Here is a 24,941-nt window from a genome sequence, read left to right as displayed (position 1 = left end):
CTGTCTGCTTGTTTTGGGGTATTGGTGTGGCGATCAGGGGTCGTACAATCAGCTCTCGTAACAATGACTGTTTGCGCTAATATTTTAGAAAAACTGTTATTCGTTTGGCTTGAACCACTCGTAGCAAACAAGTTGAACATCCTCTTTATTAATAATATCTAAAATAGTTTCTTGATCTTCTTCTTCAAGCTCTTGTCCTAGCTGATTCTCGACAAAATACTCATCAAGTCGCTCCACTAAATTCACAAGATTCTTATCCTTCACAAACTCTTCCCAAATATTTTTGAGTTCTTTTTCATAGGTTCGCAATGTAACTGATTCGATAATCTTTAGAACTCTTTTCTTAGCCTCTAGATAAAATTCATCAGTTGCTAGGAAATTAATATTGGTCAATGCTTTATATATCTTTAGTAGCAAGGGTGAAAGTTTTGGTTTTACCCTTGCGCTAGATTGCTGCTTTTGAAAAGCTTCAACCAGATTATCTACAGCACCTTCTAATACAGTAAAAATAGAATTATCGAACTCTGCTGGCGGAAGATTTTCGGTTTTCGGATAGTCCATCTCTCTACACTGTATCATCTTGAAAATCTTCCGTTTTTGAGTCGTTATCTCTGCGCGATCTGTAATAATTGCACCATTGATTCTGGGATAGAAGTGCCAAACACTACGACCTTTAGCATTGAAAGCAAGGAATATACCATCAATACCATCCTTTCGCGTGCTATGAATTCCCATTGGGATTTCTCGGATATTCTCGATGTTTTTTTGCTGTAAAAACTCTGATAAAGGGAAACGCATTTCATCTAGTGAGATTAAGTCAGCTAGTTGTTCCAATTCTTCAAGAATTACGGCTTTTTCCGCATCGGTATTTGCTTTCTTTAGTTTGCGTAACTCTTCAATAGACCTATCTGAAATTGTTTCCCCTAGAACGCTGCCATCTAATCCAATTTCGCGATCAATGGTTGCAATTCGTTCCTGTAGACGTTTAACCAGACCTAACAGATTTTCTAGTCCTTCTTCGGGAAAGCAATTGTAGATAAACAGATTCTCAAATTCTGTGCCAAGGCGATCGATACGTCCAGCACGTTGGATCATCCGAACTGGATTCCAGTGAAGATCGTAATTGACTAGTACTCCAGCATCCTGTAAGTTTTGCCCTTCAGATAAGACATCAGTACAAATTAGAATATCAATTTGATTGTCAAAATATTTTTGTCTTTCCTCTGGGTCTTCACAGTTAGCTTTTGGAGCAAAGCGCTTGACTTTTTCTGCCCTTTGACTGCCTTTTGTCTTGCCTGTAATGATTTCAATGGTTGAATTGCCTATTGATTCCAACCATGTTTTATCTTTTATTAGCTCTTGACATAGGTAATCAGCCGTATCTCTAAAGTAGCTAAACACCAGTATTTTCTTTCCTTTTAAGTGCTGCTCCAGCAGAAGATCTTTAAAGGCTAACAACTTACGATCGCTATCTTTTCCTTGTGAGACGTTTTCTTGGATGATTTGAAGAGTTCCAAGAATGTCCCTCAATATCTTGGAATCTTCAGAGATTTTGGTCTGAAGTTGCTTAATGTCATATTCCTGTTTATTGACTTCTTCTAGTGAGTCCAAAATTTCTTGGATAGAAATATTTTCTTCTTCATCTTCCTCTGCGGCAAGAATCTTACGAAAGTTTTTGCCAGTCAAGAGTTTGTCCCTCTGCAAGCAATTATCGAACTGCGCTTGAAATAGCTCTTGTCGAGTAATACTGGCATTAAAAGCTACTAAAGAACTCTCTAAACGCTTTAGCCATAGGGACTTCATCAAAGCTGCCAGTGCTTCGTTCCGTTTGATCTCGGCTCTGTCTTGCTTGTCAGGCTTGCGTTTGAAGGCTCTGATATTGTAAGGAGCAAGATTTAAGCGATCGATCTTGTCGGCAATGCCAGCGTAAAGTCCTTGATAGGCATCTTCAAAGTTGTATGTGAAGTTCTCTAATTGACGTTTGGGAAAGTGGATCTCTTTCCCACCAATCAAGATTTGCTCTCCTGCTTTCTGCCGCTTGATCACGTCTAGGCGCGATCGCCTAACCATTGTTTGCATAAGCAATTCGGTAATTTCAATATTGCCATTATTCAGTTCTTTGAAGAAGCTTGTAAGATTGCCGATTCCCCACTCGCGATAATAAGTCGAAGTGTTGCGAGTCATCAGCATAACTTGATGATAAAGGTCATAAATGCTGTTATTGATAGGTGTTGCGGTCATTAGCACTATTTTTTTATGTCGTTTACCACTGCCAACCAATTTTTGAAGATTGACATAACGATTTGTGCCAGAGTTACGGAAGTTGTGTGACTCGTCTAGAACAATAATGTCGTGCTTGGTATAGCTCCTAATATCAAAATTTTTGCGCCCCATTTCTTCCTGCGACACAATGTCTGCCTTAATACCAAATTCATCAAGCTTTTTATTCCATAAGAGATCTCTTAACTGGGCAGGGCAAATTATGAGGGCACGAGGTACATATCCAGGTCGCCGTTCTTCTTGTAAGTAATGTTCGATCAACCGCATCCCAATATAGGTTTTGCCTAAACCCACAGCATCAGCGACCATACAAGCATTATGTTTATCAATCATTCTTACAGCTTGTTCAAAACCCTGCTGTTGAAAGTTAGCAAGTTCTAAAGTTGTGCGATCGCTCCTTTCGCTTGTGGTTTCCTCTTTAAACAGCTCGTATAAGGCTTTAATAAATACCTGATAAGGCGTGTAAGGTTTTCTGCCAAATTTTGAAGCTTCAAGCGTATCAATGAGTTTGGCTTTGTAGTCAATATCAACACTGGGATCGTTCCAAAATTTGCTAAACCAATTGGTTCTCAAATCATGGGAAATCGAATTTTGCTTGATTAGAACATTTAGTTCTGTATTTCCATCAAGTCCTGATGGTGTGAAGTTGCTGGAGCCAATAATGCAGTAGTCATTGAATATATAGGCTTTGGCGTGCAGAAATATAGCTTTGTCTACATTAACGCCATACAGCCTGACCTGAATTTGCTCTTGATTGAAATAGGCTATCAAACGCTCGATCTGTTGCTTGTTAGCTAGATTAAAATCACTGTTCTCTAGTTGCTGTTGCAGATCGCGGCAAAAAAAACGATTCAGATCGATATTGCCTTGTTCGGCTGGCAAGATAGTTGGATCTCGTCCAATTAGTAAGCGTAGATTTGTTAGCTGATTGATAGCTTCTTCAAGTCTAATCCATGCCTCAATCTGAAAGAGACCTGTGACAATATCAAGGTCAGTTTGACGCTGTTGCAGAACAAGTTCTTGTAGGGTAATTTCAAGTTTATGGCGATCGTTGTCGATGTAATCGGGTAATACCATTTAGGTTCTTTCCTTATTCTGTAAACTTTAAAAACGTATGGAAAAAGAGTAATGATCGTCACTCAACGGATATACTCTTTCAAAATAGAATTTCGGTTGGGATGGCGCAATTTGCGGAGAGCTTTGGCTTCGATTTGGCGAATGCGCTCGCGGGTGACATTAAAAATCTGCCCGATTTCTTCGAGCGTCTTCATGCGACCGTCATCCAGCCCGTAACGCAGACGCAAAACGTCGCGTTCTCTGGGGCTAAGCGTACCTAAAACGCTTTCTACATCTTCGCGCAGTATGCTCTTAGCAACTTGATCGTCAGGGGTTTCGTCGTCTGACTCGATTAAGTCACCCAAATAAGTGTCATCGCCAACAAGAATATCTAAGGAGGTTATTGTCAGAGTAGATTTGGTAATAAAGCGTAGCTTCTCGATCGTCATTTCCATGCGAGTTGCGATTTCTTCTTCAGTTGGCTTCTGTCCCATTTCTTGAGCAAGCAGCTTTGTGGTTTTGTTGATCCGCGAAATAGTTTCGTACAGGTGAACAGGTAGGCGAATCAAACGAGAATGATCGGCGATCGCCCGTGTAATTCCCTGCCGAATCCACCAAGTTGCATAGCTTGAGAATTTATAGCCTTTCTCATGGTCAAACTTTTCGGCGGCGCGAATTAGACCTAAGTTCCCTACTTGGATTAAATCTAAAAGCTCTAGACCTCGATTTATGTACTTCTTAGCGACCCACACAACTAACCGTAAATTTGACTTTACTAGCTTGTCTTTAGCACGTCTACCTGAATTCAAACGCTCGCGAAATTCCATTAGAGACAGTTCCATGTATGCCGCCCATTCCGACTCTTTGACATCATCAAGTGGGCAGTCGTGTTGATTGGCAATCTCATCGCGTTTTCGCTCAAGCTCTAGCAAGTCAGCAATTTTGCGTGCGAGTTCAATTTCTTCATCTCCTCTTAGCAAGCGAATACGACCTATTTCCCGCAAGTAGGCAGCAACACTATCTTCTGTATGATGACTTTTTTCCCCTGATTTAAATTGACGAGCTTTCTTGAACACTTCATACTGAACTCTAGAGATTTCTGGCTCAGCAGTTACCGCAATCATTTCTAACCAGTTACGGTCGCGGAATGTTGGATTATTACAATCAATTAGTAGGCTCTCGGTTGTAGTTTCTAATACTGATTGAGCATTCAAAGTGCTTTTGGGACTTAAAAACAAGAGTTGTTGATAGTTTGTAGTTGCCACTAAGAGATATTCAGCAGCAGGTCGCCTTAAGAGATTATCTGCGATCCTTCTCATGGTTTTTATTGCATCACATGCAGTTCTACAATCGGGTAATTCAAAAAACCAGACTTGCAATGGGCGATTATTTTTAGGCTTGTGCTCGGCAATTAAATGAACTGAACGAATGGCATTTACCAAACTAGGCGATTCTAGTTCGGTGACACTTAGCTCTTGAGTGTCCGAACGATAGCCAAGTTGTTGAAACAGCCTAGATAATTGTTGTGGATTATGAAGAGTTTGTAAATCCTCAAGAGAGATTCGATGATTGCTAGTGTTGAGTGCATTTGAAAATGTCATCTCAAATCTCCCATTTTCAACTTCTCGAATGTTTTCAATTCGTTGCCAAATAATTCGATATTTTCATTCAAACCATTTGCTGGCTGAGTCATTTAGGTAATTTCTTAATCTGTAAAATCAAGATAACTTATGTATTTCGCTCATGGTTTCTGGGTATGACGATATCTTGATTGGCACATAGGTGTAGACGATTTTTATAGTGGTACATCCCTAACACCAAGGTGAGCGTAAGTGAAGTATCCCGAATTATTCATCTGTCACTCTTTTGTTGAATTTTTATTCTCTCTTTGGTTTTCACGCATAATGCAGGCTAAATCCCCGACTGTTGTGGCAAACGTTTTAATCAAAAAAGTCGAGGATCGCTTCTGTGGCAGTGCCTTTAATAATTTATTCGGAATCTTGTGGTACGCCAAAATCATCTGCAAGAGCTTTCATCCCCAAGAGGACACGATCTGGATCGCCGATTCCTAAGGACGCAAAACAGGTTTCTTGATATTTGGGTTTGGCTTGAAAGTTCGCGATCGCCTTCCTTAAAGGTTCAATCACAGGATAAGCGCTTTCAGCTTTTTGAATTGCGGCTTGAGGCAGAGGAAAATGTTGGCATAGCATTGCCAGATCGATTAAGTCCCGTGATTCTACTGAAGTATCGAGCCAGCGATCGGCATTTGCTAAAAGCTTCTCAGCAAAACAGTCCACCAGACTCAAGCAGGCAACTGGTAGCCAGTCGTAATGACTGGGGGGCTCGAAAGTAATTCTCCCTTCGGCGACAATCTCAAACTTGATAATCGTTCCATCCACTTCCACAGGAAAGCGAATTCCATACTGATTACATTGAATTTCTCTTGGTAGTTTAATTTGCGTGCGATCTTGAAATAAAGCATCATATCCAAACTGATTCACAGCCTGACGCAAGCCTCTATATCCCTCACCAAAAGGACACATAAAATCAATGTCTTTACTTAGCCGATATTCGTTAAGCAAAAGGCTAATCAAAGTGCCACCGCCAAAATAAGCATGATGAGCTTCCAGATTTGCCACATTGAGCGATCCTAATATTTTAAAAATGCTTTGGTGGATGGGGCGCTCGAACATAGACCTATCTGAATTTGAATTCATTGCAACGCTTAACTCAGCGTTTAACCAAGATCCGTAAGATTTGGCTATTTTGGCGATAAATGCAAACTCTTCCGCAGTTGGGTGTCCTAGCACTCCCAAAAAACGCCAGTTACGTTCGTATAAGCGCAACATCTCCTCAGGGCTTAGCTTACGGGCTGTAGACTCTTGCCAACAAATTGCTGAGAGAAATGGTAAGTCACGCTTGCCTATGAGGTCTATCACATAAAATCCATTACAAGTTTTCCTGTAAGTCCACCACTCATCAGAATAAGCAATCATATCATTTCTATAATGAGAATTTTTCTGCTGTGACTTTATGGCACAATTCAAGCATTCAGATAAATCTAAGTTCTTGGGTGTATGGCGATGAAATATCTAACTTCTGTAGGCTTAGCAATGTTTGTCAGTGCAACGGCATTGGTAGGGTATGGCTGGCAAATGGGTGGTATTAGGGGAGGGCTATCAGAAGCGATCGCCGCCGAACCCTCGGAAGTGCAAGCTGAAGCCCAAAAACTAATCGGTCAGTGGGAGATCGGTGTAGCTGAGCAGAATTCTAGCAAAGGGATTTTGATTTTTGCACCCAATGGCAAACTCTATGTTGTCGATCTTAAGCAAAAAACAGCGATCGCAGGCGAATATCAGGTCATTAGTAACAACGGACAAATTTATCTAGATGTCATGCAGGGAAGCATCGGCTCTCGTGTAACTTTTTCGATTAACGATCGCGGTCAACTCGTTATTCCTCAACTTATAATTCCTTTGGGAATGCAATACACGAATGGGGGAATCGTGGGTACGCTATTTTTGCCAAATACACTTTTTCTGCCGCGAATCTCAAAGGAAGGTAAGCTTCCTGCTGATATTGAGATTACCGAGATTTCCTCTCCAGTTCACAGAGCCAAACAAGCTGAGGCAAGAACCTATGTGGGCTCGTTCAATCGAGGGCATCAAGCATTTTTTGTAGAAAAAAGTCATTTTACGGGCAAGCTTGATGAGTTAGGGATAGGCGTTAACCTTGAAACCACCAACTACAGCTATCAGGCTGTGGTTTTGGATGCTAAAAAAGGGGTCCAAACGATTGGGGTTGCCAAACAAGATGGACTAAAGTCCTACACTGGCTTGGTTTATACCATAATTGCTCCAGGCACAAGTGACTTGATACCCGTAGCCTTACTTTGTGAAAGTAAGAAGCCCACAAAAGCTAAGCCCCCTAGATTTAAGCTTGCCCCTGAGCCAACCTGCCCTGATGGCTATGTTCTCTATGGTGAGTAGCTTCCCCTAAGTGCAAAACATGCGCTCAAAAGTATCATTCCATTCATACAAATTTAAGCTTATTGATTGATATGTAGCGATGAAATATTTAACTTCTGTCGGATTAGCAATGTTGGTCAGCACAACGGCACTGGTAGGGTATGGTTGGCAAATGGGTGGTATTAGGGGAGGGCAATCTGAAGCGATCGCTGCCGAACCCTCAGAAGTGCAGGCGGAAGCTCAAAAACTAATTGGGCAGTGGGAGGTCAATGTAACTGGCGATGATTCAAATAAAAGGATTCTGATCTTTGCGCCTAATGGCAAGCTTTATCTCTTAGATCCTAAGCAAAAAACAGCGATCGCAGGCGAATATCAGGTCATTAGTAACAACGGACAAATTTATCTAGATGCCATGTATGGCAGTATTGGCTCTCGTGTAACTTTTTCGATTAGCGATCGCGGACAACTGATCGTTCCTCAACTCCTGATTCCTTTGGGAATGCAATACACAAATGGGGGGATCGTGGGCACGCTATTTTTGCCCAACACACTTTTTTTAACGCGCATTTCCAAGGAAGGTAACCTCCCTAGAGATATTGAGATTGTCAGTTCCACTTATCAGACCCATGCAGTAGGTCAAGCGGAAGCAAAAACTTACGTTGGTACAATGAATAAGGGAGAGCAAGCCTTTTTTCTCGAGAAATCATACTTTACAGGCAAACTAGATGCGTTAGGCATTGGCATTAAACCCGAAACCGAAAAATATAGCTATCAGATTGTGGTTCTAGATGCCAAGAAAGCGGTTCAAACCATTGGGCTTGCCAAAAAAGATGGGCTAATGTCTTACACAGGACTGGTTTATACCAAAACTGCACCAAGTTCTGGGGATGTTTACACCGTAGCTTTATTTTGCTCCAGTCAGAAGCCTACAAAAGTTAAGCCACCTAGATTTAAGCTTTCTCCTGAGCCAACCTGTCCTGATGGATATGAGCCATTGAACTAAATCTGAGCCCCCAAACAAAAGCGCTTCTACGTCGGTAGACAGCCAGTAGCGATCGCTACTGGCTGTGAAGGCCATGGTATTCTTGTATAACCACTGAGATTCCCCAACGCGATCGGCTTTGTCATGTCGAGATTGGCGGTATATTAACGATCCTAAATGATACCTGAGAGATTCTTTCTTCTGCATAGAATCGTAAGGGTAATTCATGAATTACCCCCACAGCAATTAAATAGGATTTCTATAGAATCGCTCGCAGTCAAAATGATTTGGGTTAATGCTCTTGACATGAATGTGATTAAATTTGGAGTAGCCTGTAGATGGTTAACATCCCAAATCCAGACTTAAGTAACCTCCTCTCAGAGAATCGTTCTATTCTGAATACGATTGCTTCCTGTTCCGTTTTTGAGGGGATCGATCTCCAAACGATCGAACGACTCTTGCCATACTTCAGAATTAAATCGATTAAGGAAGGAGAAGTCCTGATCGCTCCTGGACAAGAAAACCACTATTTATACTTGTTATTGCTCGGGAAATTACGGATTTATCTTGCTATCTTTGATGAATTGAACCCTAATAGTGAGATGTGGGGCATTATTTCTCCTGGTGAATGTATTGGAGAAATGTCAATTATCGAGAATAAGCCAGTTTCAGCCCGTGTTGTCGCTGATGGTGATTGTGAATTAATAGAAATTCAAGAGACAGTTTTTTGGGAACGCTTGGTTCCCATCCCAAGATTTGTGAAAAATCTGCTTCAGGGTCTATCCAGACGAATGCGGAAACATAATGAGATTGCGCTACAGAAACAGCTCGCTTCCGAGCAACTGCATAGAGACTTGAGGGCAGCGAGTAAAATCCAAGCCAATATTTTGCCTCAAATGCCATTATTCCCAAACCATCCCAAAGTTGATGTTTTTGCGAAAGTTATTCCAGCAAAGGAAGTTGGGGGAGATTTCTTTGACTGTCTAGCGCTAGACGAACGATATATTTACATTGCGGCTGGCGATGTTTCTGGCAAAGGAATTCCAGCAGCTCTATTTATGATTCGCGTGATTACCTTACTGCGTTTGATGATTTCAAGTTCTAATTCACTCGCCTCAAGCTTTACTTCGATCAATCAACATCTTTGCAAGCACAATAAAGATGATATGTTTGTAACCATGTTTGTGGGCATTTTTGATGTTGACTCTGGTAAGCTAATCTATGTCAATGGTGGGCATAATCAACCATTTCTGAGGAATGGAAGTCAATCTTTTGAACTTTTGAATGTGCCTCCAGGAATGTTGCTAGGTGTTTTTGAGGATGCTAGTTTTGGTCTGGCAGAATTGACCTTGCATCCAGAAGATACGCTGGTCATTTATACGGATGGAGTGACAGAAGCGGAAAATGAGAACAAGGAATTCTTCACAACGATGAGAACCGTTGAAGTTCTAAATACAGTTCCATCCCAAGCAACTTCTCAGAACGTTGTGGAAACCCTCGAAAAATCCGTGTTTAATTTCTCTGGTAACGTCTCCCAGTCAGATGATATTACGATCCTGTCTTTACGCTATCTTGGCTAAAAACGAGCAATTTTTAATGTAGTTATCGTCAGTTCGGGATAAGAAAATCTGAAACGCTATACATCCCAGGGATCCCCCCCACCCCCCCTTGAAAAAAGGGGGGAGAATTCACTTGTCCCCCTTTTTCAAGGGGGATGCCCGATAGGGCAGGGGGATCAAACCTCTCGGTTCCAGCAAGTCGGCTTGATTTGTTCCGAAATCCTTAACCCGAACTCAGGTTAGTTACCTCAATCGAATCTGTAGAGTGGGTATCTTGCTCGCTCTACAGATTCGCTATGGGGACAGGCCAACCAGTTAGCTAGTAGCTGTCATTACTATCTACGGTTCGCACAGAGAGTAGTCGGTTTGCTTGGTTGAGTCGGTCGGCGATCGCTTGCTGCCATGTCAGGCTAACATCGGGATCTGCCAAAATTTCTTGCGCTAACTGACGATAGATTGCACTGGTTACAAGATCGACTTGCTAGAGCAAGTCGATCTTGTCATAAACCAATTGGGGAGAAACCATTGTGCCTTCCATAATTTCATTTCCTTCCTTGAATGGGGGATGAGGGATGGGTAATCGGCGACGAGCTTAAAAGACGATCTATTTAAAATCTCATGACCCATTACCCATAATCACTGAGTACTATTTACCGATGCTTAAGGCAGATCGGTGCTACCCATAAGATAGCGATCGCAGGCTTGCGCTGCACCACGACCTTCGTTAAATGCCCAGACTACGAGGCTCTGTCCGCGTCGGCAGTCACCTGCGGCAAACACACCCGGAATACTGGTGGCATAACTGCCATAGTCTGCCTTGACGTTACTGCGAGCATCGCGCTCCACACCCAGTGCATCGAGCAAAGGCTGCTCGGGTCCGAGAAAGCCCATCGCTAACAGCACGATCTGCGCGGGAAGAACTTTTTCAGTACCAGGGATGCGATCGGGAACAAACTGACCCTTGTCATTTTTTCCCCACTTTACCTGCACGGTGTGAACCGCTTTGACATGACCGTTTTCGTCACCTTCAAACTTTACTGCGGTTGTGAGATAAGTGCGAGGATCTTCACCAAACTTAGCAGCCGCTTCTTCCTGTCCGTAGTCCATCTTGTAGACTTTGGGCCATTCGGGCCAGGGGTTATCCGCAGCGCGCTTGGTTGGCGGCATGGGCATGATCTCTACCTGCACGACACTCTTGCAGCCATGACGTAGTGAAGTCCCAACACAGTCCGTACCCGTGTCTCCGCCACCGATAATCACTACATCTTTTCCTTCTGCCGAAATAAAGCCTTCGCCGCAGTGGTTATCGAGCAACGACTTGGTGTTTGCCGTAAGGAAGTCCATGGCAAAGTGGATGCCCTTGAGATCGCGTCCTTCAATTGGTAGATCCCGAGGCTTGGTTGCACCCGTGCAAAGTACGACAGAGTCAAATTCCTTGAGTAGGGTTTCAACAGGTAAATCTTTGCCGATCTCGACATTGCAGACAAAGGTAACGCCCTCGGCTTCGAGTACGTTGAGCCGACGCATGACTACAGATTCTTTTTCTAGCTTCATGTTGGGGATGCCATACATGAGCAGTCCACCTGGACGATCGCTGCGTTCGTAGACGGTGACCCAATGGCCAGCTTTGTTAAGCTGGGCGGCGGCAGTCAAGCCCGCTGGACCAGAACCAACGATCGCAATTTTTTTACCCGTACGCTTTGCGGGTAGTTCAGGGGTAATCCAACCCTCTTCCCAGCCTTTGTCAATAATTGAGACTTCGATATTTTTGATCGTTACGGGTGGATTGTTAATCCCCAACACGCAGGAGCCCTCACAGGGGGCAGGGCAAACGCGACCTGTAAACTCTGGGAAATTATTGGTTTTATGCAGGCGATCGAGTGCTTCTTGCCAGAGCCCGCGATAAACCAGATCGTTCCACTCTGGGATCAGATTGTTGATCGGGCAACCGCTCGCCATGCCACTAATGACTGTCCCCGTATGGCAAAACGGTGTGCCGCAGTCCATGCAACGTGCGCCTTGAGTGCGCAGTTTCTCGTCTGGCATGTGCTGGTGAATTTCGTCCCAGTCCTGAATGCGATCGAGCGGCGGCCTGTCAGACGGCAACTCGCGAACATATTCGATAAAGCCTGTTGGTTTTCCCATAGTCACATTCGATTTAATTTTTTATTCTAAATCTAAAAAACTGCCATTGTTACGTTGTAACAGGAAGTTTTAACGCCCCAAGTGCTTTTTGTAAAACCCTAGGATTGCGATCGCGTTGGGGGTGGTCAGCCTTTAGTCAGACACCACAGCACCCTTAATGCGATCCGTTTCAGGGTACATCACCAATGACATCGCTCCTGTATCAAGAAAATCAGAAATCTAGATAATTTAGGATGGCTAGCCTGTCGCAACAACCGTAATTGCAGTCTTCGCTGCCAAAAGCTAAACTCTAAGAAATTAAAAATTTAATCTATGCCAAGCGATCGCGATGACATAAAAATAGACACAACGAACTCGACACAAGAGAAACAGGTCTTTTTGCCGCCAATAGGTGCGATCTCCAGACCAGCGGCATCCTATCGGCATACCTTGGGGGGCAGCGATCTGATTAATGCCGAGAATAAAGCCCTAATCTCAAAATTAATTGATACCATTTTGAAAGATCCGATATCAAAGTTACAGCTAAGCGATCGGGTTTACCAATTGCTGACTGACGAGATTCGCAATCAAAAGGAACGCAGTACAACTTATCGGGGTAGGCTATGACTAATAGTAGTAGTTTTCCAAGAGCGGCAGCCTATGTCACCTCTAATCGTTTTTATGTAGAGATGATGCCAGATGCATCGATTGTGGCTTGCTTTAATGAATGTTCGGGGTTGGGGGTAACGATCGATGTGGAAAAGATTTCCGAAGGTGGCGTCAACGATCAACAGCGAATTCTTTTAGGGGGCAGAAAAATTAATGATATTACGCTAAAACGCGGAATCACTGAGGATTTGAGTTTCTGGAATTGGGTAACGGCAACCACAAATAGACGACGCAACATTCGGATTTTGGTGTTTAATCAAGCGGGTGAAACCAAGCAGTGTTGGACGTTGATTGGGGCTGTTGCCGTAGCATGGAAAGCACCTACGCTTACCGCAGACAGCACCCAAGTGGCTATGGAGGAAATCACCATTGCCTGTGAAGGGGTAACGGTCTCAGCCACAGGAGGTGGGGCTGCTACGGTTGTGACGCGAGATGCCACCAGTGGTGCATTCCCAAGTTCATAACCCCAAAATTTATCTACTCGAATCTACCGATCAGTTCATAAAAGTTCATACCCCGCGCGATCGCAGCTTCCTATGCCAGAATCAACCGATCACCCCTCAAACGATCTGCCCTCTGAGGATTTACCTAAAGCCACTCTAGGTTCATCCATGCCACCACTTGGTATTCAGAGACCTCTGATCCCTGCTAGACCTCTGGGCTTGCATACCCAATGGATTCAGCCGAAGTTTATTTATCCACTGGGTGCGATCTCGATCGCAAATCCCAATAATCTACAACTGGCAGAGGACTTCAATCTCTTAAATACTTCAATCCGTGAAGCTCCCATTGCCGATCCACCTGCTGTTTCTCCTCAAACTAAATCATCAGTACCTAATCCAGTTGTCACACCATCAACCGAAGCGATCCAAAGAGACGCGATCGATGATGTGGCGATCGCGCCACCTGCACTCAGATCTTTAGAGTCAACTACGGAATTAAAGCGATCGGAATCAACGCCAGCAATTACGCCCCCTAACACAAAAGCATCTCCACAACCCAGTCTAGGAAAGCAAATTCAAAGATCCTCTGCCTCAGATAGAGATTCTACAACTCAACAACCTGCCTCTTTGCAAACATCTCAAACTCCAACCATCCAAGCCAAAGCCGAGCTATCTCCTGCCCCATCATCGGGCATCACACCAGAACTCATGCAGATCATGCAGGCGAACAAAGCGCTTAGCTCAAACAGAGAGTCTACGGCAAAGCCCCCCAGTAACATAGATAGTTCCCAATCATCCACTACTCCACAATCAGAAATTAGCGAGAGCGTTAACGCCGCAGAAGTCCCTATCCAAGCCAAAGCCGAGCCATCTCCTGCCCCATCATCGGGCATCACACCAGAACTCATGCAGATCATGAGAGAGAATAAAGCGCTTAGCTCAAACAGAGAGTCTGCTGCAAAGCCCCCAAGCAATACAGAGAGTCCTGTCCCATCATCTACTGCTCAGCAAACTCAAATCAGCGAGAGCGCTAGCAACACAGAAGTCCCTATCCAAGCTAAAGCCGAGCCATCACCTGCCTCATCATCGGGCATCACACCAGAACTCATGCAGATCATGAGAGAGAATAAAGCGCTTAGCTCAAACAGAAATTCTGGAGCAAATCCTCCTAGTAACGTAGAGAGTCCTACCCCATCATCCACTGCTCCACAATCAGAAATCAGCCAGAGCGTTAATGCGGCAGAAGTCCCTATCCAAGCCAAAACTGAGCTATCTCCTGCCCCATCATCGGGTATCACGCCAGAACTCATGCAGATCATGAGAGAGAATAAAGCACTCAGTTCAAATAGAGATTCAATCCAAAAAAAAACAAGTGATGTAGATAGTACAACTACCGCTGATGCATCGACAGCAATGCCTGTACAGATGAAGGCTGCTAACCCAGATACAGTGCAAACTCAATCTCCATCTAGCGAGGTGTCAATTTCGTCTACCTCACCTCAAAATGAAGGCTTTGTTCGTCGATCGCAAGATGTATCCATCGATCGATCGCCCAGTACTCCAGTTACACCAAGTAATGTACCAGTTGAGCCTTTAGGTTCAGTTCCCTCAACAACTCCCTCAACAGCTCAATCAATAACGCCATTACAAAAAAAGTCAGATAGTCCTAGCTCTACTGAATCCAAGACTACTTCTATACCCTCATCATCACAAGTAAATCCTCCAGCTACGAATTCTCCAACTACAAATTCTCCAACTACAAATTCTCCAGTCACAAATCCGCAAACTGTAAGCGCACAAGCTACAAATCCACAAACTGCAAATCCACAAACTACCAGCCCCAGTTCTCAATCAGTGGGCTCAGTAGCTTTCACCACAGAAGCTTCCCCTCAAGCTGTTTCTGAGCCTTCAATACCAATTCAGCGACAAGCAGAAGTTAGCGCGAATTCTAGCCCAACGGATTCAGTTACGCTTATCTCAGATTCTCAGGATATAGCGCCGCTAGTTAGCGATCTGCCTGCGAAACCCTTTGAGACAAATACTGTCGCATCCTCTGAGCCTTTACCGAAAGCGATCGACGCGCCACCTAGTCAAACTCCTCCTAGCCCTAATACTGAGATTCAGCGGAAGGTTGAAGCACCTCCCGCATCTTCGACCTCAGTTCCTACCCCGCCACAAATGGAAGTAAGTGAGACTACAAATATATCGGAAAATATATCTGAATCTAGTCCCCTTCCCTCATTGCAGCTTAAACCTCACGCGACTGATGTTGTCCAGACTGAGCCCACATCAATTTCTCAGGATGCACCGATATCAATACCACCAATTCAGAGAAAGCCTGAAGCGATTTCTGAAACGATTTCTGAAGCAACAACTTCATCTCCCATATCAGCACCACAAACTGATTTAGAAACTAATCTAGCTAGCCCTGTAGTAACTTTCCCTAGCTTATCTATTCCAGATGCTAAGAATATTTCTTCTCCACCTGTGAGCGATCGTCCTACAACACTCCAACGCCAGTCAGAAGACAGTAGTAATCCTGTCGCGCAAATCTCTCAATCTAATGTCGAGCCAAGCTTAAACCTTGAAACATCAACACCTGAGACTTCAAACACCGTAACTTCTATTCAACCTAGTCGCGATCGCGTTGTCAGCCAAGATATCAATCCAGTTATAGTTCAAAAAACTCCCTCCGATCCAATTCCACCTGTTCGAGCATCTAGCCAACCAGAAATTCAAACAGCCTCAGAGATACCCATCCAAGCGAAACCTGCGACCAATTCAGATCCCTTGGTGTCAGAATCGCTAAGTGATTTGGGGAATATGAATGCGATCGCTACGAATCAAACTCCTGTCCAACCTGCTTCCAGCGCTCAAACGCCCATACAAAAAAAATCTGAAACCAAATCAACACCTAGCTTAGGCGCAGCGATCGCCAAGACTGTTTGGGATGGATTGACATCTCTATTTCAATCACCACAACCGCAAACATCTCGACAAGACACTACTGCTCCTTTACAGAGAAAATCTAGTAGTTCGAGTGCATCTAGCTCCACGCCCATTCAAAGAGTTTCCACTACACCCGCCACACTCGCTACGAATGACGCTAGCCCACCCGAACAGACAGCAACACCTATTAATCCTCAAACAACCGTAGACAATCAAACTGCGAGTTCCTTGCCCAGTCAAGTGCTGCAACAAGGTGCTACGAGTGGTTCTAGTGAACCTATTGTCTCAAATAAAGCTGAAACTCCTAACAGAACTGAAGGATTGGGGATTCAAAGAAAAGCTTCACCTCAGCCAATTCAGCCAACCCAACCAACGCAACCTATTGCCTCTGAATCATCAACAGCCAAAGACTCTTCCCGTCAGGAGTTCTCAAACACACCTGCCTCTAATTTGCTCGCACCGATTCAAAAGCAAAATGAGATTGGGATTTCAAGAAAATCAGAAGATTTAGGTATTCAAAGAAAAGCTCCATCTCAACCAACGAATCTCGCTCAGACCCCAAGCCCCACAGCTAATGAGATATCTAGTAGTCAGTCTTCACCTCCTAATATCTCTTCTGATGTACCTCCAGCAATTCAAAAGCAAGCTGAACCTAGTTTGCCTGACATTGAAGGCATTGAGTCTTCATCTTCTAATATTTCTGATGCGCCTCCCATAATCCAAAAACAAGCTGACCATAATGTATCTGCTACTGAGGGTATTGAGTTAATTGCTCCCATTTCTGAAAGTATTGGTATTCAGAGACAGGAAGTGGATATTTCTCAGTTGTCAAGTCCTTCAGCGAATGACACATATAGCTATCGGGGTATAGATCCTATTGCTTCTGAGCCTATATCAATTCAACGACAAGTTGAATCCAGTGAATCTAACGTTATTGAAGATAACTTACGCTTCGATCGGGTTATAGATCCTAGACCTCCTGAACCCACTTCAATCCAAAGACAAGTTGCATCGAAAGAATCTACTGCTGATGAAACTGAAGCTGCTAGTAGCACTGAAAATATTGATATTCAAAGGAAGAGTTTAACTACTCAGGCATCTCAACCTCAGTCGAGTATGTCTCAACCGATGAGTCCCACAGCAATTGAATCTAGCGATCCCATTACTCAAGGAATTAGCAGTGATGCTGAAACTATAAGCGTTCAAAGGACGGTAGCGACAGAGAGTGCGAATATTCCTCAGTCACAAAGTCTTGCAGTCGATGAAAGCACAAATGATGCTCAGACACAGAATCTTTTCAATGACTCACTTCCCAATCAGCCATTAGATTCCAGTAATACTGGCTCTATGTCAATCCAACGACAAATTGAATCCCGTGAATCTAATTCTGACGAAAACGATTCGCGTTTTAATCTGCCTATAGATTCAAATACCCCCGAAACTACCTCAATTCAAAGACAGATTGAATCAAATCAGTCTACTGTTAACGAACCTGAAGCTGTTAGCGTCCCTGAAAGTATTGATATTCAAAAGAAGAGCTTAACTCAGCCACCTCAATCTCAATCAAATATTGCTCAGTCAACAGATCCAGCCGCCCTTGAATCTAGTGAATCTATATCTAGTGAATCTGTATCTTCTAGGACTGGCGTCGATCGCACCCCAGAGAATATCAGCGTTCAAAGAAAAACTTCGCCTCAGCCAGCAAATATTTCTCAAACACCAAGTCCTGTAGTTACGGAAGCTTCTAGCAATCAGCCCTCAGCCCCTAGTATGTCTGCTGTATTTCCAACGATTCAAACCCAAGCTAATCCTACTAGTTTGCCTACTACAGAAGGTATTGAAATTGTTAGCATTGCTAACTCTGAAGATACAGGCATCCAAAGACAGGCTTCAGATCCAGTAGTGGATATTTCTCAATCACCAAGTCTCCCGACTGATGATTCACGTAGCAATCAGCTCATAGATTTTAGTACTCCTGAGCCTACATCAATTCAAAGACAGGCTGAATCTAGTGAAGCGATCGCTGCTGAATCTGGGATTCCCAAAGATACTGGAACCATTGATATTCAAAGGAAGAACTTAGCTCAATCCGCTCAGCCGCAGTCTAATATTTCTCAGCCGATAAATCTAGCGACTATTGAATCTAGCCAACTTTCTACTCCAGAATTCAGCAGCGATCGCGATACCGAGAATATCAGTGAGAATATCAGTATTCAAAGAAAGGCTTCATCAGATCGGTCAACGAATATTACGCAGACACCTAATCTTACGGTCAATGAAACGCCAAGCAATCAGTCTTCAGTTCCATTCTCTGACATCTCTGATGTAACGCCAACGATTCAGAAACAAGCTGAACCTAGTGGGTCGGTTCCCGAAGGCATGAAGATTGCTAGCGATCGTGAAAATACAGACATTCAAAGGCAGACTTCAGATCCCGTAATTTCACAACCACTAAGTTCTACGGTAAATGACTTACGCGATCGCCAAGCTATTGATTCTCTTGCTCCTGAGCCTGCGTCTATCCAAAGACAGGTTGAATTGAATGAAACCGCTCGTGAAACTGAAATCCCTACGAATATTGAAGGTGCAAACGTTCAAAGGAATGAATCAACTCAGATCACTCCGTCTCAGTTAAATCAGTCGAATACTACTCAGTCATCTAATCTTGCTTTCAGCGATTCTGTCAGTACTGAGCCTTCAGATTCGATTATCCCTAATGTACCCACATCAATTCAAAAACAAGCTGAGTCGAGTTTGCCGATTCCAGAAATTACCAGTGGCGCTGAAGATGTAGATATCCAAAGACAAACTTCAGATCCTGTAGTGGATGTTTCACAACTAAGTTCTACGGCGAATGACTTGCGCGATCGCCAAGCTATTGATTCTCTTCCTCCTGAATCTACGTCAATCCAAAGGCAGATTGAATCCAATGAATCCATCCCTAATGAATCTGAAATTCCCAATAACGTTGGAAACATTGATGTTCAAAGACAGAGTTTAACTCCGCCAAATCTGCCCCCTCAATCGAATATTTTATCGAATATTTCTGCGACGACAAATCTGGCGGCTACTCAATCTAGCGAACCTTCTGCTCAAGAATCCAGCAGCGATCCTGAAAACATCAGCATTCAAAGAAAGACCTTAGAGCAGCCGACAAATATCGCTCAGACGCCCAGTCCTGTAGTTGAAACGCTTAATCAGGAGTCTTTGTCTGATGTGCCTCTAGAGATTCAAACCCAAGCTGAAACTAGTCTACCAGCTGTTGAGGTTGTCGAAATTGCTAGCGATTTTGAAAGTGAAGGCATTCAACGGCAGGCTTCCAATCGAACAACGGATATTCCTTCGTCGTCAAGTCTTACTCCAAATGACCTCCATAGCGATCGGGTCGTGGATTCTAGGACTGCTGAACCTACGTCAATTCAAAGACAGGTTGAGTTAACTCAACCCAATACTAATGAGTCTGAAATTCCTAGTAATACTGAAAATCTTGATATTCAAAGCAAGAGTTTAACTTCGCCTACTTCGCCTCAGTCGAATATTGCTCAGCCGATAAATCTTGAACCCATTGAATCTAGCGAACCTACTACTCAAGGACGGAATCCTGAGAATATTAGTATTCAAAGAGAAGCTTCAGAACTGCTAACCAATACTTCTCAGCCAACCAATCAAACAGCTATTCCATCTCATGAGCCTACACTTGGGATCTCTGATGTGCCTCCAGTGATTCAAAAGCAAGCTGAATCGAGTTTAACAGGCATTGAGGATATTGAAATTACCACGAACGCGGCTGGTAACACTGAAGATGCTGGGATTCAAAGGAAGACCTTAGATCGGTTAACGAAAATCTCTGAATTGCCAAGTCTTGCAACCAATGATTCGCTTGGAACTCAGTCCGTAGACTTAAGTATTCCTGAGCCATTGATGCAACGGCAGAGTGAATCGTCTGATGTACCTATAGGGATTCAAAGACAGGTTGAATCCAATGTTGAACCCAATGTTAACTTTAGCGAATCTACGACTCCTGAAATTGTTAGCGATCGCGATCTTCCTCAAGGTATAGGCATTCAAAGAACGCCTGCGGCAGAGGCGATCGCCGATTCTCAGTCATTTAGTCTTGAAGTCAGTGACTCCGTTCGCAATGAGTCTTTAGATTCAACAACTCCTAATTCGATCGCCTCATCTCAGCCCCAAGCGGAGTCTAGTCAAGCCGATCTCGTAAGCATTCAAAGGCAGAGTTCGAGCCAGCCAGTCGAATCGCCGTCGTCAAGAATTTCACAGGCTTCCGAGACAAATACCGACAGCTTTAGCTTAACTCCTAGTCCTACCGATTTGCCCCCACTGCAAAGAAAAGCAGAGGTAAGTGAAATAGTATCCACAACACCTTCAAGTGAAATCCCTTCCTCTCCAGTACAGAAGCAATCACAGGAAATCGGGACAGAGCGAGAAAACATTAACAATCTTTCGATCGATTTTCCTGATGCAACCTCCTCTATTCAGAGAAAAGTTCAAGGTGAGTTGCAGAGTGAAATACAACCAGAATCAGCATTAACTCAAACAGATATTTCCTCTAGTCTTGCGAATGCCATGTCTCCCATTCAGAAACAAGCTGACACGAGTGCAGATGTCAGTTCCGATCGCTCGAGCTTAGAGGATATAATTCCTAAGGCTGAGCAGTTGAGCGATATACCTAGTCTTGAGAATCCCCTCTCGTCACTCCAAAGAAAGATAGAGCCGATCGATCGCATTATTAACAGAGAGCAGGTTAGCACAGAGAACGCTAGCACAGAAAATCTTGTCGAATCAAGTCCGCAACCAGATATACAACCAACTGTTCAAACAACTATACAAAGAGATGCTTCTGAACAATCTACAAGCCGATCGCCAGCGATCGCAAGTACGAACGAACAGTCTGAAACGATCATAAACCAACCAGTAACAGATCCTGAGCCTTCCGATCTGGAAACGCCTTTACAGCTTAAATCAGAGCGTAGTGAATCTCGTTCGAGTCTCTCGAGTGAAATTCCAAATCCCGAACAGAATGAATCTGCGATTCCATCTTTCCCTCTACTTCCTACGGTTCTCAATACGATATCTCGAAGTTCGCCGCTAGGACGAGCCCCTGATGTCATTGGAAACACATCTAGTCCCATCGGCAGTCAAACTGCTAACGGTATCCTGTCACAAACAGTAGATCCAACGGCTCTTCAGGCAAAATTCAATGCACCTTTAGAATATCCTTTTGACTTGGCTCCACCGATTCAGCGATCTGCGGACAAGCGATCGCCGTTCAACCCATCGACCAGTTCGCCAGAATCCAAGCTCTCCTCTCTGCCAAGCACCATCCAAAGAATGTTCGCACCAGAATCCGATAATTCCACTTCGGACGATCGCAATGATGGCGCACTGAATTTGCCTGAGCCGACCTCGACCGTTCCTGATACTTGGTCGAGTCTAGCCGACTTAGTCGGAGCCATAACAAGTTCGCCCGCCAGTTCTTCTCTGATAAATGCTTCACAGGCAAGTGCTGCGCCAGCCAGTTCTTTGCAGATCGTTCAACGACAGAGCGATTCTGGTAGCTCAACTTCTGCTTGGTCGAGCATTCAAGAGTTAATTAGCGATCGCAAAACGACAAATACGCGATCGTCCCTCGCGCCATCGTCACAAGTCCAAGAGCCTGTTATCCAAAGGTTTAAAGATAGCTCTGAAGTAGGCGTAAGCTATGGGGATCGAGATAATGCCAATGAGGAAGCGGACATTTCTACAAATCTTGAGATTTTGGCGCAGGAAATTTATGTTTTATTGCGACAACGCTTAGCGATCGAGCGAGAGCGACATGGTAGTGGATATTCCGGACAACTACCTTGGTAAAGTTGCCTATACTAGATCGTAGATCGGGAGGATATGTTTTGGAGGATATGCAATGACGGGTCAACTTGTAAAAGCCATGCTTACGACTACAGACTCAGGTGCGACATCGATTACCTTTCAGTTCAACCCTACAGAGCTTAATCTGAAGCGATCGATTAAACTCAATCGTGCCGAGGGCACGCGGACTGCATCGGGAATGCCCAAAATCTCCTTTGCGCGACCAGAGCCCGCTACTGTGACGCTGAGCAATCTTGTGTTTGACACCTACGAAGCAGGCACGAGCGTATACACTAAACTCGACCCCATTTTAAAAGCTGTAGACTTTGTTTCTGCCTCAGTTCAACGTCCGCCTATCTACGTGTTGGCGTGGGGAAGTAAAAGTTATTTAAAATGTTTTGTTACCGATATTGACTATAGCTTAACCATGTTCCTAGAAGATGGCACACCTGTCAGGGCTAAGGTGACGCTAACCTTACAAGAAGTTGATGACGATCAAACCTAATCATCTCTCATGAGAAAATCTTAACGAGTCTGTAGGGATATGACTCGAATTTCCAATCCACCCAGTAAAACTATCATCCATATATGCCAACGCCAACATACTTTGCCGGAGTGAAAATCAGAATAGATGGTTCTAACGCCCCTGCGGAGTTATTCCAGGATCTTCTGCAAATATCGATCGAAGAGAGCCTCCATCTACCTAGCATGTTTACGTTGGTGATTAATAATGACTATTTCGCTGGAGATGTCAATGATGTGGCGTGGAAGCACGATGATTTGTTTGCAATTGGGAAGAAGATTGAGATTGACTATTTAATCCTTGGGACTTCTAGATCTGTCACACCAGATACGATTTTTGAGGGCGAAATTACAGCAATTGAAGCGCAATTTACGAGCGACGCTCAGGCTCCAATCATTGTTCGCGGCTATGATGTTTCCCATCGATTGCATCGCGGTCGTTACAATCGTTCTTTTGTTAACATGAAAGATAGTGAAATCGTTACGAAAATTATTGGCGAAGTAGGGATTCCCGCTGGTACAATCACTACAACGACTGGGCCCCATGGGTTTGGCCACCCTGTGGGATATGTTTTCCAAGATAACCAAACCAATATGGAGTTTTTGCGGGAACGGGCAGCGCGGAATGGCTTTGAACTTTACGTGCGCGATGGAAAGCTTAATTTTTGTGCTCCTACGAGTAGTGGCTCTGTTGAACTAAAGTGGTTACTGGACCTATTTAGCTTCCGCGTTCGGGTAAGCAGTTCCGAGCAGGTGGGTTCGGTTGAGGTTAGGGGGTGGAACTATCAAACCAAACAAGCGATCGTCTCTACGGCTAGTTCGGCGACTTTACTGACTTCTAACGATCACGGAACGGGTGTAAGCAAAGCGACAGCATTTAGCGGAAACCCTAAGCTAATCGTCGTCGATCGCCCCATCTCGTCGGCGGATGAAGCTACGACAATGGCTCAGTCTATATGTAAAGAAGTGGGCGGTGAATATATTCAGGCGGATGCCAGAGCGATTGGGAATCCTGACATTCGTGCTGGGAAAGTCGTTACCCTAGCTAAAATGGGTAAGTACAATGGTAGTTACTATGTAACGGCAACGCGCCACCTCTATCAGGGAGGGGTCTACTCGACCGAGTTTAGCGTCAGAGGGCTGCGCGGCGGCGATCTATTGGCAACGCTTTCGCCTCAGGCTCGTTTGCAACCAAGGCAGACTCATTTGGTAGGTCTTGTAACGAATAACGTAGATCCTAAGAAATTGGGGCGCGTTAAGGTTAAATTTCCAACCCTGACGGAAGCACATGAAAGCGATTGGGCGAGAGTCGTTGGTGTAGGTGCGGGGCCTAATAGGGGATTTGACTGTTTGCCAGAAATCAACGATGAAGTTTTAGTTGCCTTCGAACATGGCGATATCCATCGCCCTTATGTGATTGGGGGGGTTTGGAATGGGACAGATGCACCACCAGAAACAGTGGATAACTCTGTTGCGGATGGTACAGTACGATTGCGCACTTTTAAAACTCGCACAGGTCACATACTTCAGTTTGTGGAAGAGGATAAGGGAGCTAGTACAAAGGGTATTTATTTAACTACTGTGGGCGGACATAAAGTTAGTATGAATGATACCGATGAAGGAAAACTTATTGAGATTAAAACCAGCGGGGGGCACCAAGTACAACTCGACGATCAAAATCAAAATAAGAAGGTGCTAATACAGACTACTGGTGGTCAAAAAATGGAGATGTTAGATACGGGTAATAAAATCACAATCCAAGCATCAGAGAACATTGAAATAAAAGTTGGTGGCAGCAGCATCACGCTCACTGCCACAAGCATTGAACTCAAAACTGGGGCTAGTAAGATTACGCTTGATGCTGCTGGTGTAGCGATCGAAGGAACGATGTCAAGTCTAAAAGGAACAGGACAAGCAAAAGTTGAAGGTCCTCTGGTCGAGGTTGCTGGACAGTCTATGACAATGATTAAAGGCGCTATTTTGAAGCTGAACTAGTGAAGATTTCTTTCTCTATTTTTTCGGTGAAAGTTAGTTAAGGAGTAATGAAAAATATGGCCGTACAGGTTGTGATGGGCGCAATGATGACTTGCAGTTTTGGTGCTGCACCGTCTTCTTTGAGTGTAATTCCTAAGGGGCCACCTGTGATGGTAGGAGGAGTCGCAGCAGCAAACATCATGGACTTTGCCCCAATCGCAAATATTCCCCCTTTTGGTGCATGTAGCTCCATGGCTAACCCAGCAGTAGCTGCTGCTACATCTGCCGCCACTACTGCCGCCACTGCTGCTGCACTGGGCGTTTTCACGTATGTTTTTGTACCCATGCCTTGCGTACCTGCAACCACTCCTTGGAAGCCCGGTTCTCCAACTGTAAAGATTAACAACTTCCCCGCATTAACGAATTCCTGTACCTGTAACTGTGCGTGGGGGGGTGTAATCACAATAACCTATCCAGGGCAGGTGCAGACGATGGTTGCTTAGTAGTTGACAGTTGACAGTTGACAGTTGGCAGTTGGCAGTTCAGTGGT

General features: G+C 44.2%; 13 protein-coding genes. 9 read left to right on the top strand and 4 right to left on the bottom strand.

Going from position 1 to position 24,941, the window contains the following annotated elements; genetic code table 11:
• Positions 1–96: 96 nt before the first annotated feature.
• The 3 genes from ACP2WE_RS11765 to ACP2WE_RS11755 all read right to left on the bottom strand — a co-directional run bounded on the left by ACP2WE_RS11765 (position 97) and on the right by ACP2WE_RS11755 (position 6,332).
• Complete coding sequence (locus ACP2WE_RS11765) at positions 97–3,357, bottom strand: helicase-related protein (protein ID WP_425215743.1); 3,261 nt, start codon at positions 3,355–3,357, stop codon at positions 97–99.
• Positions 3,358–3,419: 62 nt separating this feature from the next.
• Positions 3,420–4,550: an RNA polymerase sigma factor RpoD gene (gene rpoD / locus ACP2WE_RS11760; RefSeq protein ID WP_425215854.1), complete on the bottom strand. Its 1,131-nt coding sequence runs from the start codon at positions 4,548–4,550 to the stop codon at positions 3,420–3,422.
• Between the two features lie 774 nt (positions 4,551–5,324).
• Positions 5,325–6,332, bottom strand: a complete 1,008-nt coding sequence (locus ACP2WE_RS11755; protein ID WP_425215742.1) for a nucleotidyl transferase AbiEii/AbiGii toxin family protein — start codon at positions 6,330–6,332, stop codon at positions 5,325–5,327.
• A gap of 87 nt (positions 6,333–6,419) precedes the next feature.
• Between ACP2WE_RS11755 and ACP2WE_RS11750 the strand changes: the two genes are divergently transcribed.
• From ACP2WE_RS11750 to ACP2WE_RS11740, 3 genes are all read left to right on the top strand, one after another.
• Positions 6,420–7,325, top strand: coding sequence for a type IV pilin-like G/H family protein (locus ACP2WE_RS11750; protein ID WP_425215741.1), 906 nt, complete (start codon positions 6,420–6,422; stop codon positions 7,323–7,325).
• A gap of 79 nt (positions 7,326–7,404) precedes the next feature.
• Positions 7,405–8,307: a type IV pilin-like G/H family protein gene (locus tag ACP2WE_RS11745; protein WP_425215740.1), complete on the top strand. Its 903-nt coding sequence runs from the start codon at positions 7,405–7,407 to the stop codon at positions 8,305–8,307.
• 317 nt (positions 8,308–8,624) lie between these two features.
• Entirely contained in the window at positions 8,625–9,866 is a 1,242-nt protein-coding gene (locus tag ACP2WE_RS11740) for a SpoIIE family protein phosphatase (protein ID WP_425215739.1), read from the top strand.
• 639 nt (positions 9,867–10,505) lie between these two features.
• On the opposite strand, the gene ACP2WE_RS11735 is transcribed toward ACP2WE_RS11740, so the two are convergent.
• On the bottom strand, positions 10,506–11,990 hold the full coding sequence (locus ACP2WE_RS11735) for a glutamate synthase subunit beta (RefSeq protein WP_425215738.1): 1,485 nt from the start codon (positions 11,988–11,990) through the stop codon (positions 10,506–10,508).
• A gap of 312 nt (positions 11,991–12,302) precedes the next feature.
• On the opposite strand from ACP2WE_RS11735, the gene ACP2WE_RS11730 reads away from it, so the two are divergent.
• The 6 genes from ACP2WE_RS11730 to ACP2WE_RS11705 all read left to right on the top strand — a co-directional run bounded on the left by ACP2WE_RS11730 (position 12,303) and on the right by ACP2WE_RS11705 (position 24,894).
• A complete protein-coding gene (locus ACP2WE_RS11730) occupies positions 12,303–12,596 on the top strand; it encodes a hypothetical protein (RefSeq protein WP_425215737.1) in 294 nt (97 codons plus the stop codon).
• Positions 12,593–13,102, top strand: a complete 510-nt coding sequence (locus ACP2WE_RS11725) for a phage tail protein (protein WP_425215736.1) — start codon at positions 12,593–12,595, stop codon at positions 13,100–13,102. Before ACP2WE_RS11730 ends, ACP2WE_RS11725 begins: the two co-directional genes overlap by 4 nt.
• Before the next feature lie 72 nt (positions 13,103–13,174).
• On the top strand, positions 13,175–21,898 hold the full coding sequence (locus ACP2WE_RS11720; protein WP_425215735.1) for a hypothetical protein: 8,724 nt from the start codon (positions 13,175–13,177) through the stop codon (positions 21,896–21,898).
• A gap of 52 nt (positions 21,899–21,950) precedes the next feature.
• Entirely contained in the window at positions 21,951–22,400 is a 450-nt protein-coding gene (locus ACP2WE_RS11715) for a CIS tube protein (RefSeq protein WP_425215734.1), read from the top strand.
• An 83-nt stretch (positions 22,401–22,483) separates the two neighbouring features.
• Positions 22,484–24,412, top strand: coding sequence for a VgrG-related protein (locus tag ACP2WE_RS11710; protein WP_425215733.1), 1,929 nt, complete (start codon positions 22,484–22,486; stop codon positions 24,410–24,412).
• 56 nt (positions 24,413–24,468) lie between these two features.
• The gene (locus ACP2WE_RS11705) at positions 24,469–24,894 is read left to right on the top strand and encodes a DUF4280 domain-containing protein (RefSeq protein WP_425215853.1); all 426 of its coding nucleotides are present in this window, start codon (positions 24,469–24,471) and stop codon (positions 24,892–24,894) included.
• Positions 24,895–24,941 lie beyond the last annotated feature (47 nt).

Origin of the sequence: Tumidithrix helvetica PCC 7403, from assembly GCF_965232925.1 — a bacterium.
GTDB classification, from domain to species: Bacteria; Cyanobacteriota; Cyanobacteriia; order Pseudanabaenales; family Pseudanabaenaceae; genus Tumidithrix; species Tumidithrix helvetica.
The sequence above is the reverse complement of the archived record's forward strand: the minus strand, read 5'-3'. Positions and strand labels throughout refer to the sequence as shown.

What these genes read in the sequence shown, in the direction of transcription:
- ACP2WE_RS11765 (WP_425215743.1), bottom strand. Translation starts at nt 3,357, where the DNA reads ATGGTATTACCCGATTACATCGACAACGATCGCCATAAACTTGAAATT.
- ACP2WE_RS11730 (WP_425215737.1), top strand. Translation starts at nt 12,303, where the DNA reads ATGCCAAGCGATCGCGATGACATAAAAATAGACACAACGAACTCGACA.
- ACP2WE_RS11740 (WP_425215739.1), top strand. Translation starts at nt 8,625, where the DNA reads ATGGTTAACATCCCAAATCCAGACTTAAGTAACCTCCTCTCAGAGAAT.
- ACP2WE_RS11750 (WP_425215741.1), top strand. Translation starts at nt 6,420, where the DNA reads ATGAAATATCTAACTTCTGTAGGCTTAGCAATGTTTGTCAGTGCAACG.
- ACP2WE_RS11705 (WP_425215853.1), top strand. Translation starts at nt 24,469, where the DNA reads ATGGCCGTACAGGTTGTGATGGGCGCAATGATGACTTGCAGTTTTGGT.
- ACP2WE_RS11725 (WP_425215736.1), top strand. Translation starts at nt 12,593, where the DNA reads ATGACTAATAGTAGTAGTTTTCCAAGAGCGGCAGCCTATGTCACCTCT.
- ACP2WE_RS11755 (WP_425215742.1), bottom strand. Translation starts at nt 6,332, where the DNA reads ATGATTGCTTATTCTGATGAGTGGTGGACTTACAGGAAAACTTGTAAT.
- ACP2WE_RS11735 (WP_425215738.1), bottom strand. Translation starts at nt 11,990, where the DNA reads ATGGGAAAACCAACAGGCTTTATCGAATATGTTCGCGAGTTGCCGTCT.
- ACP2WE_RS11720 (WP_425215735.1), top strand. Translation starts at nt 13,175, where the DNA reads ATGCCAGAATCAACCGATCACCCCTCAAACGATCTGCCCTCTGAGGAT.
- ACP2WE_RS11710 (WP_425215733.1), top strand. Translation starts at nt 22,484, where the DNA reads ATGCCAACGCCAACATACTTTGCCGGAGTGAAAATCAGAATAGATGGT.
- ACP2WE_RS11745 (WP_425215740.1), top strand. Translation starts at nt 7,405, where the DNA reads ATGAAATATTTAACTTCTGTCGGATTAGCAATGTTGGTCAGCACAACG.
- ACP2WE_RS11715 (WP_425215734.1), top strand. Translation starts at nt 21,951, where the DNA reads ATGACGGGTCAACTTGTAAAAGCCATGCTTACGACTACAGACTCAGGT.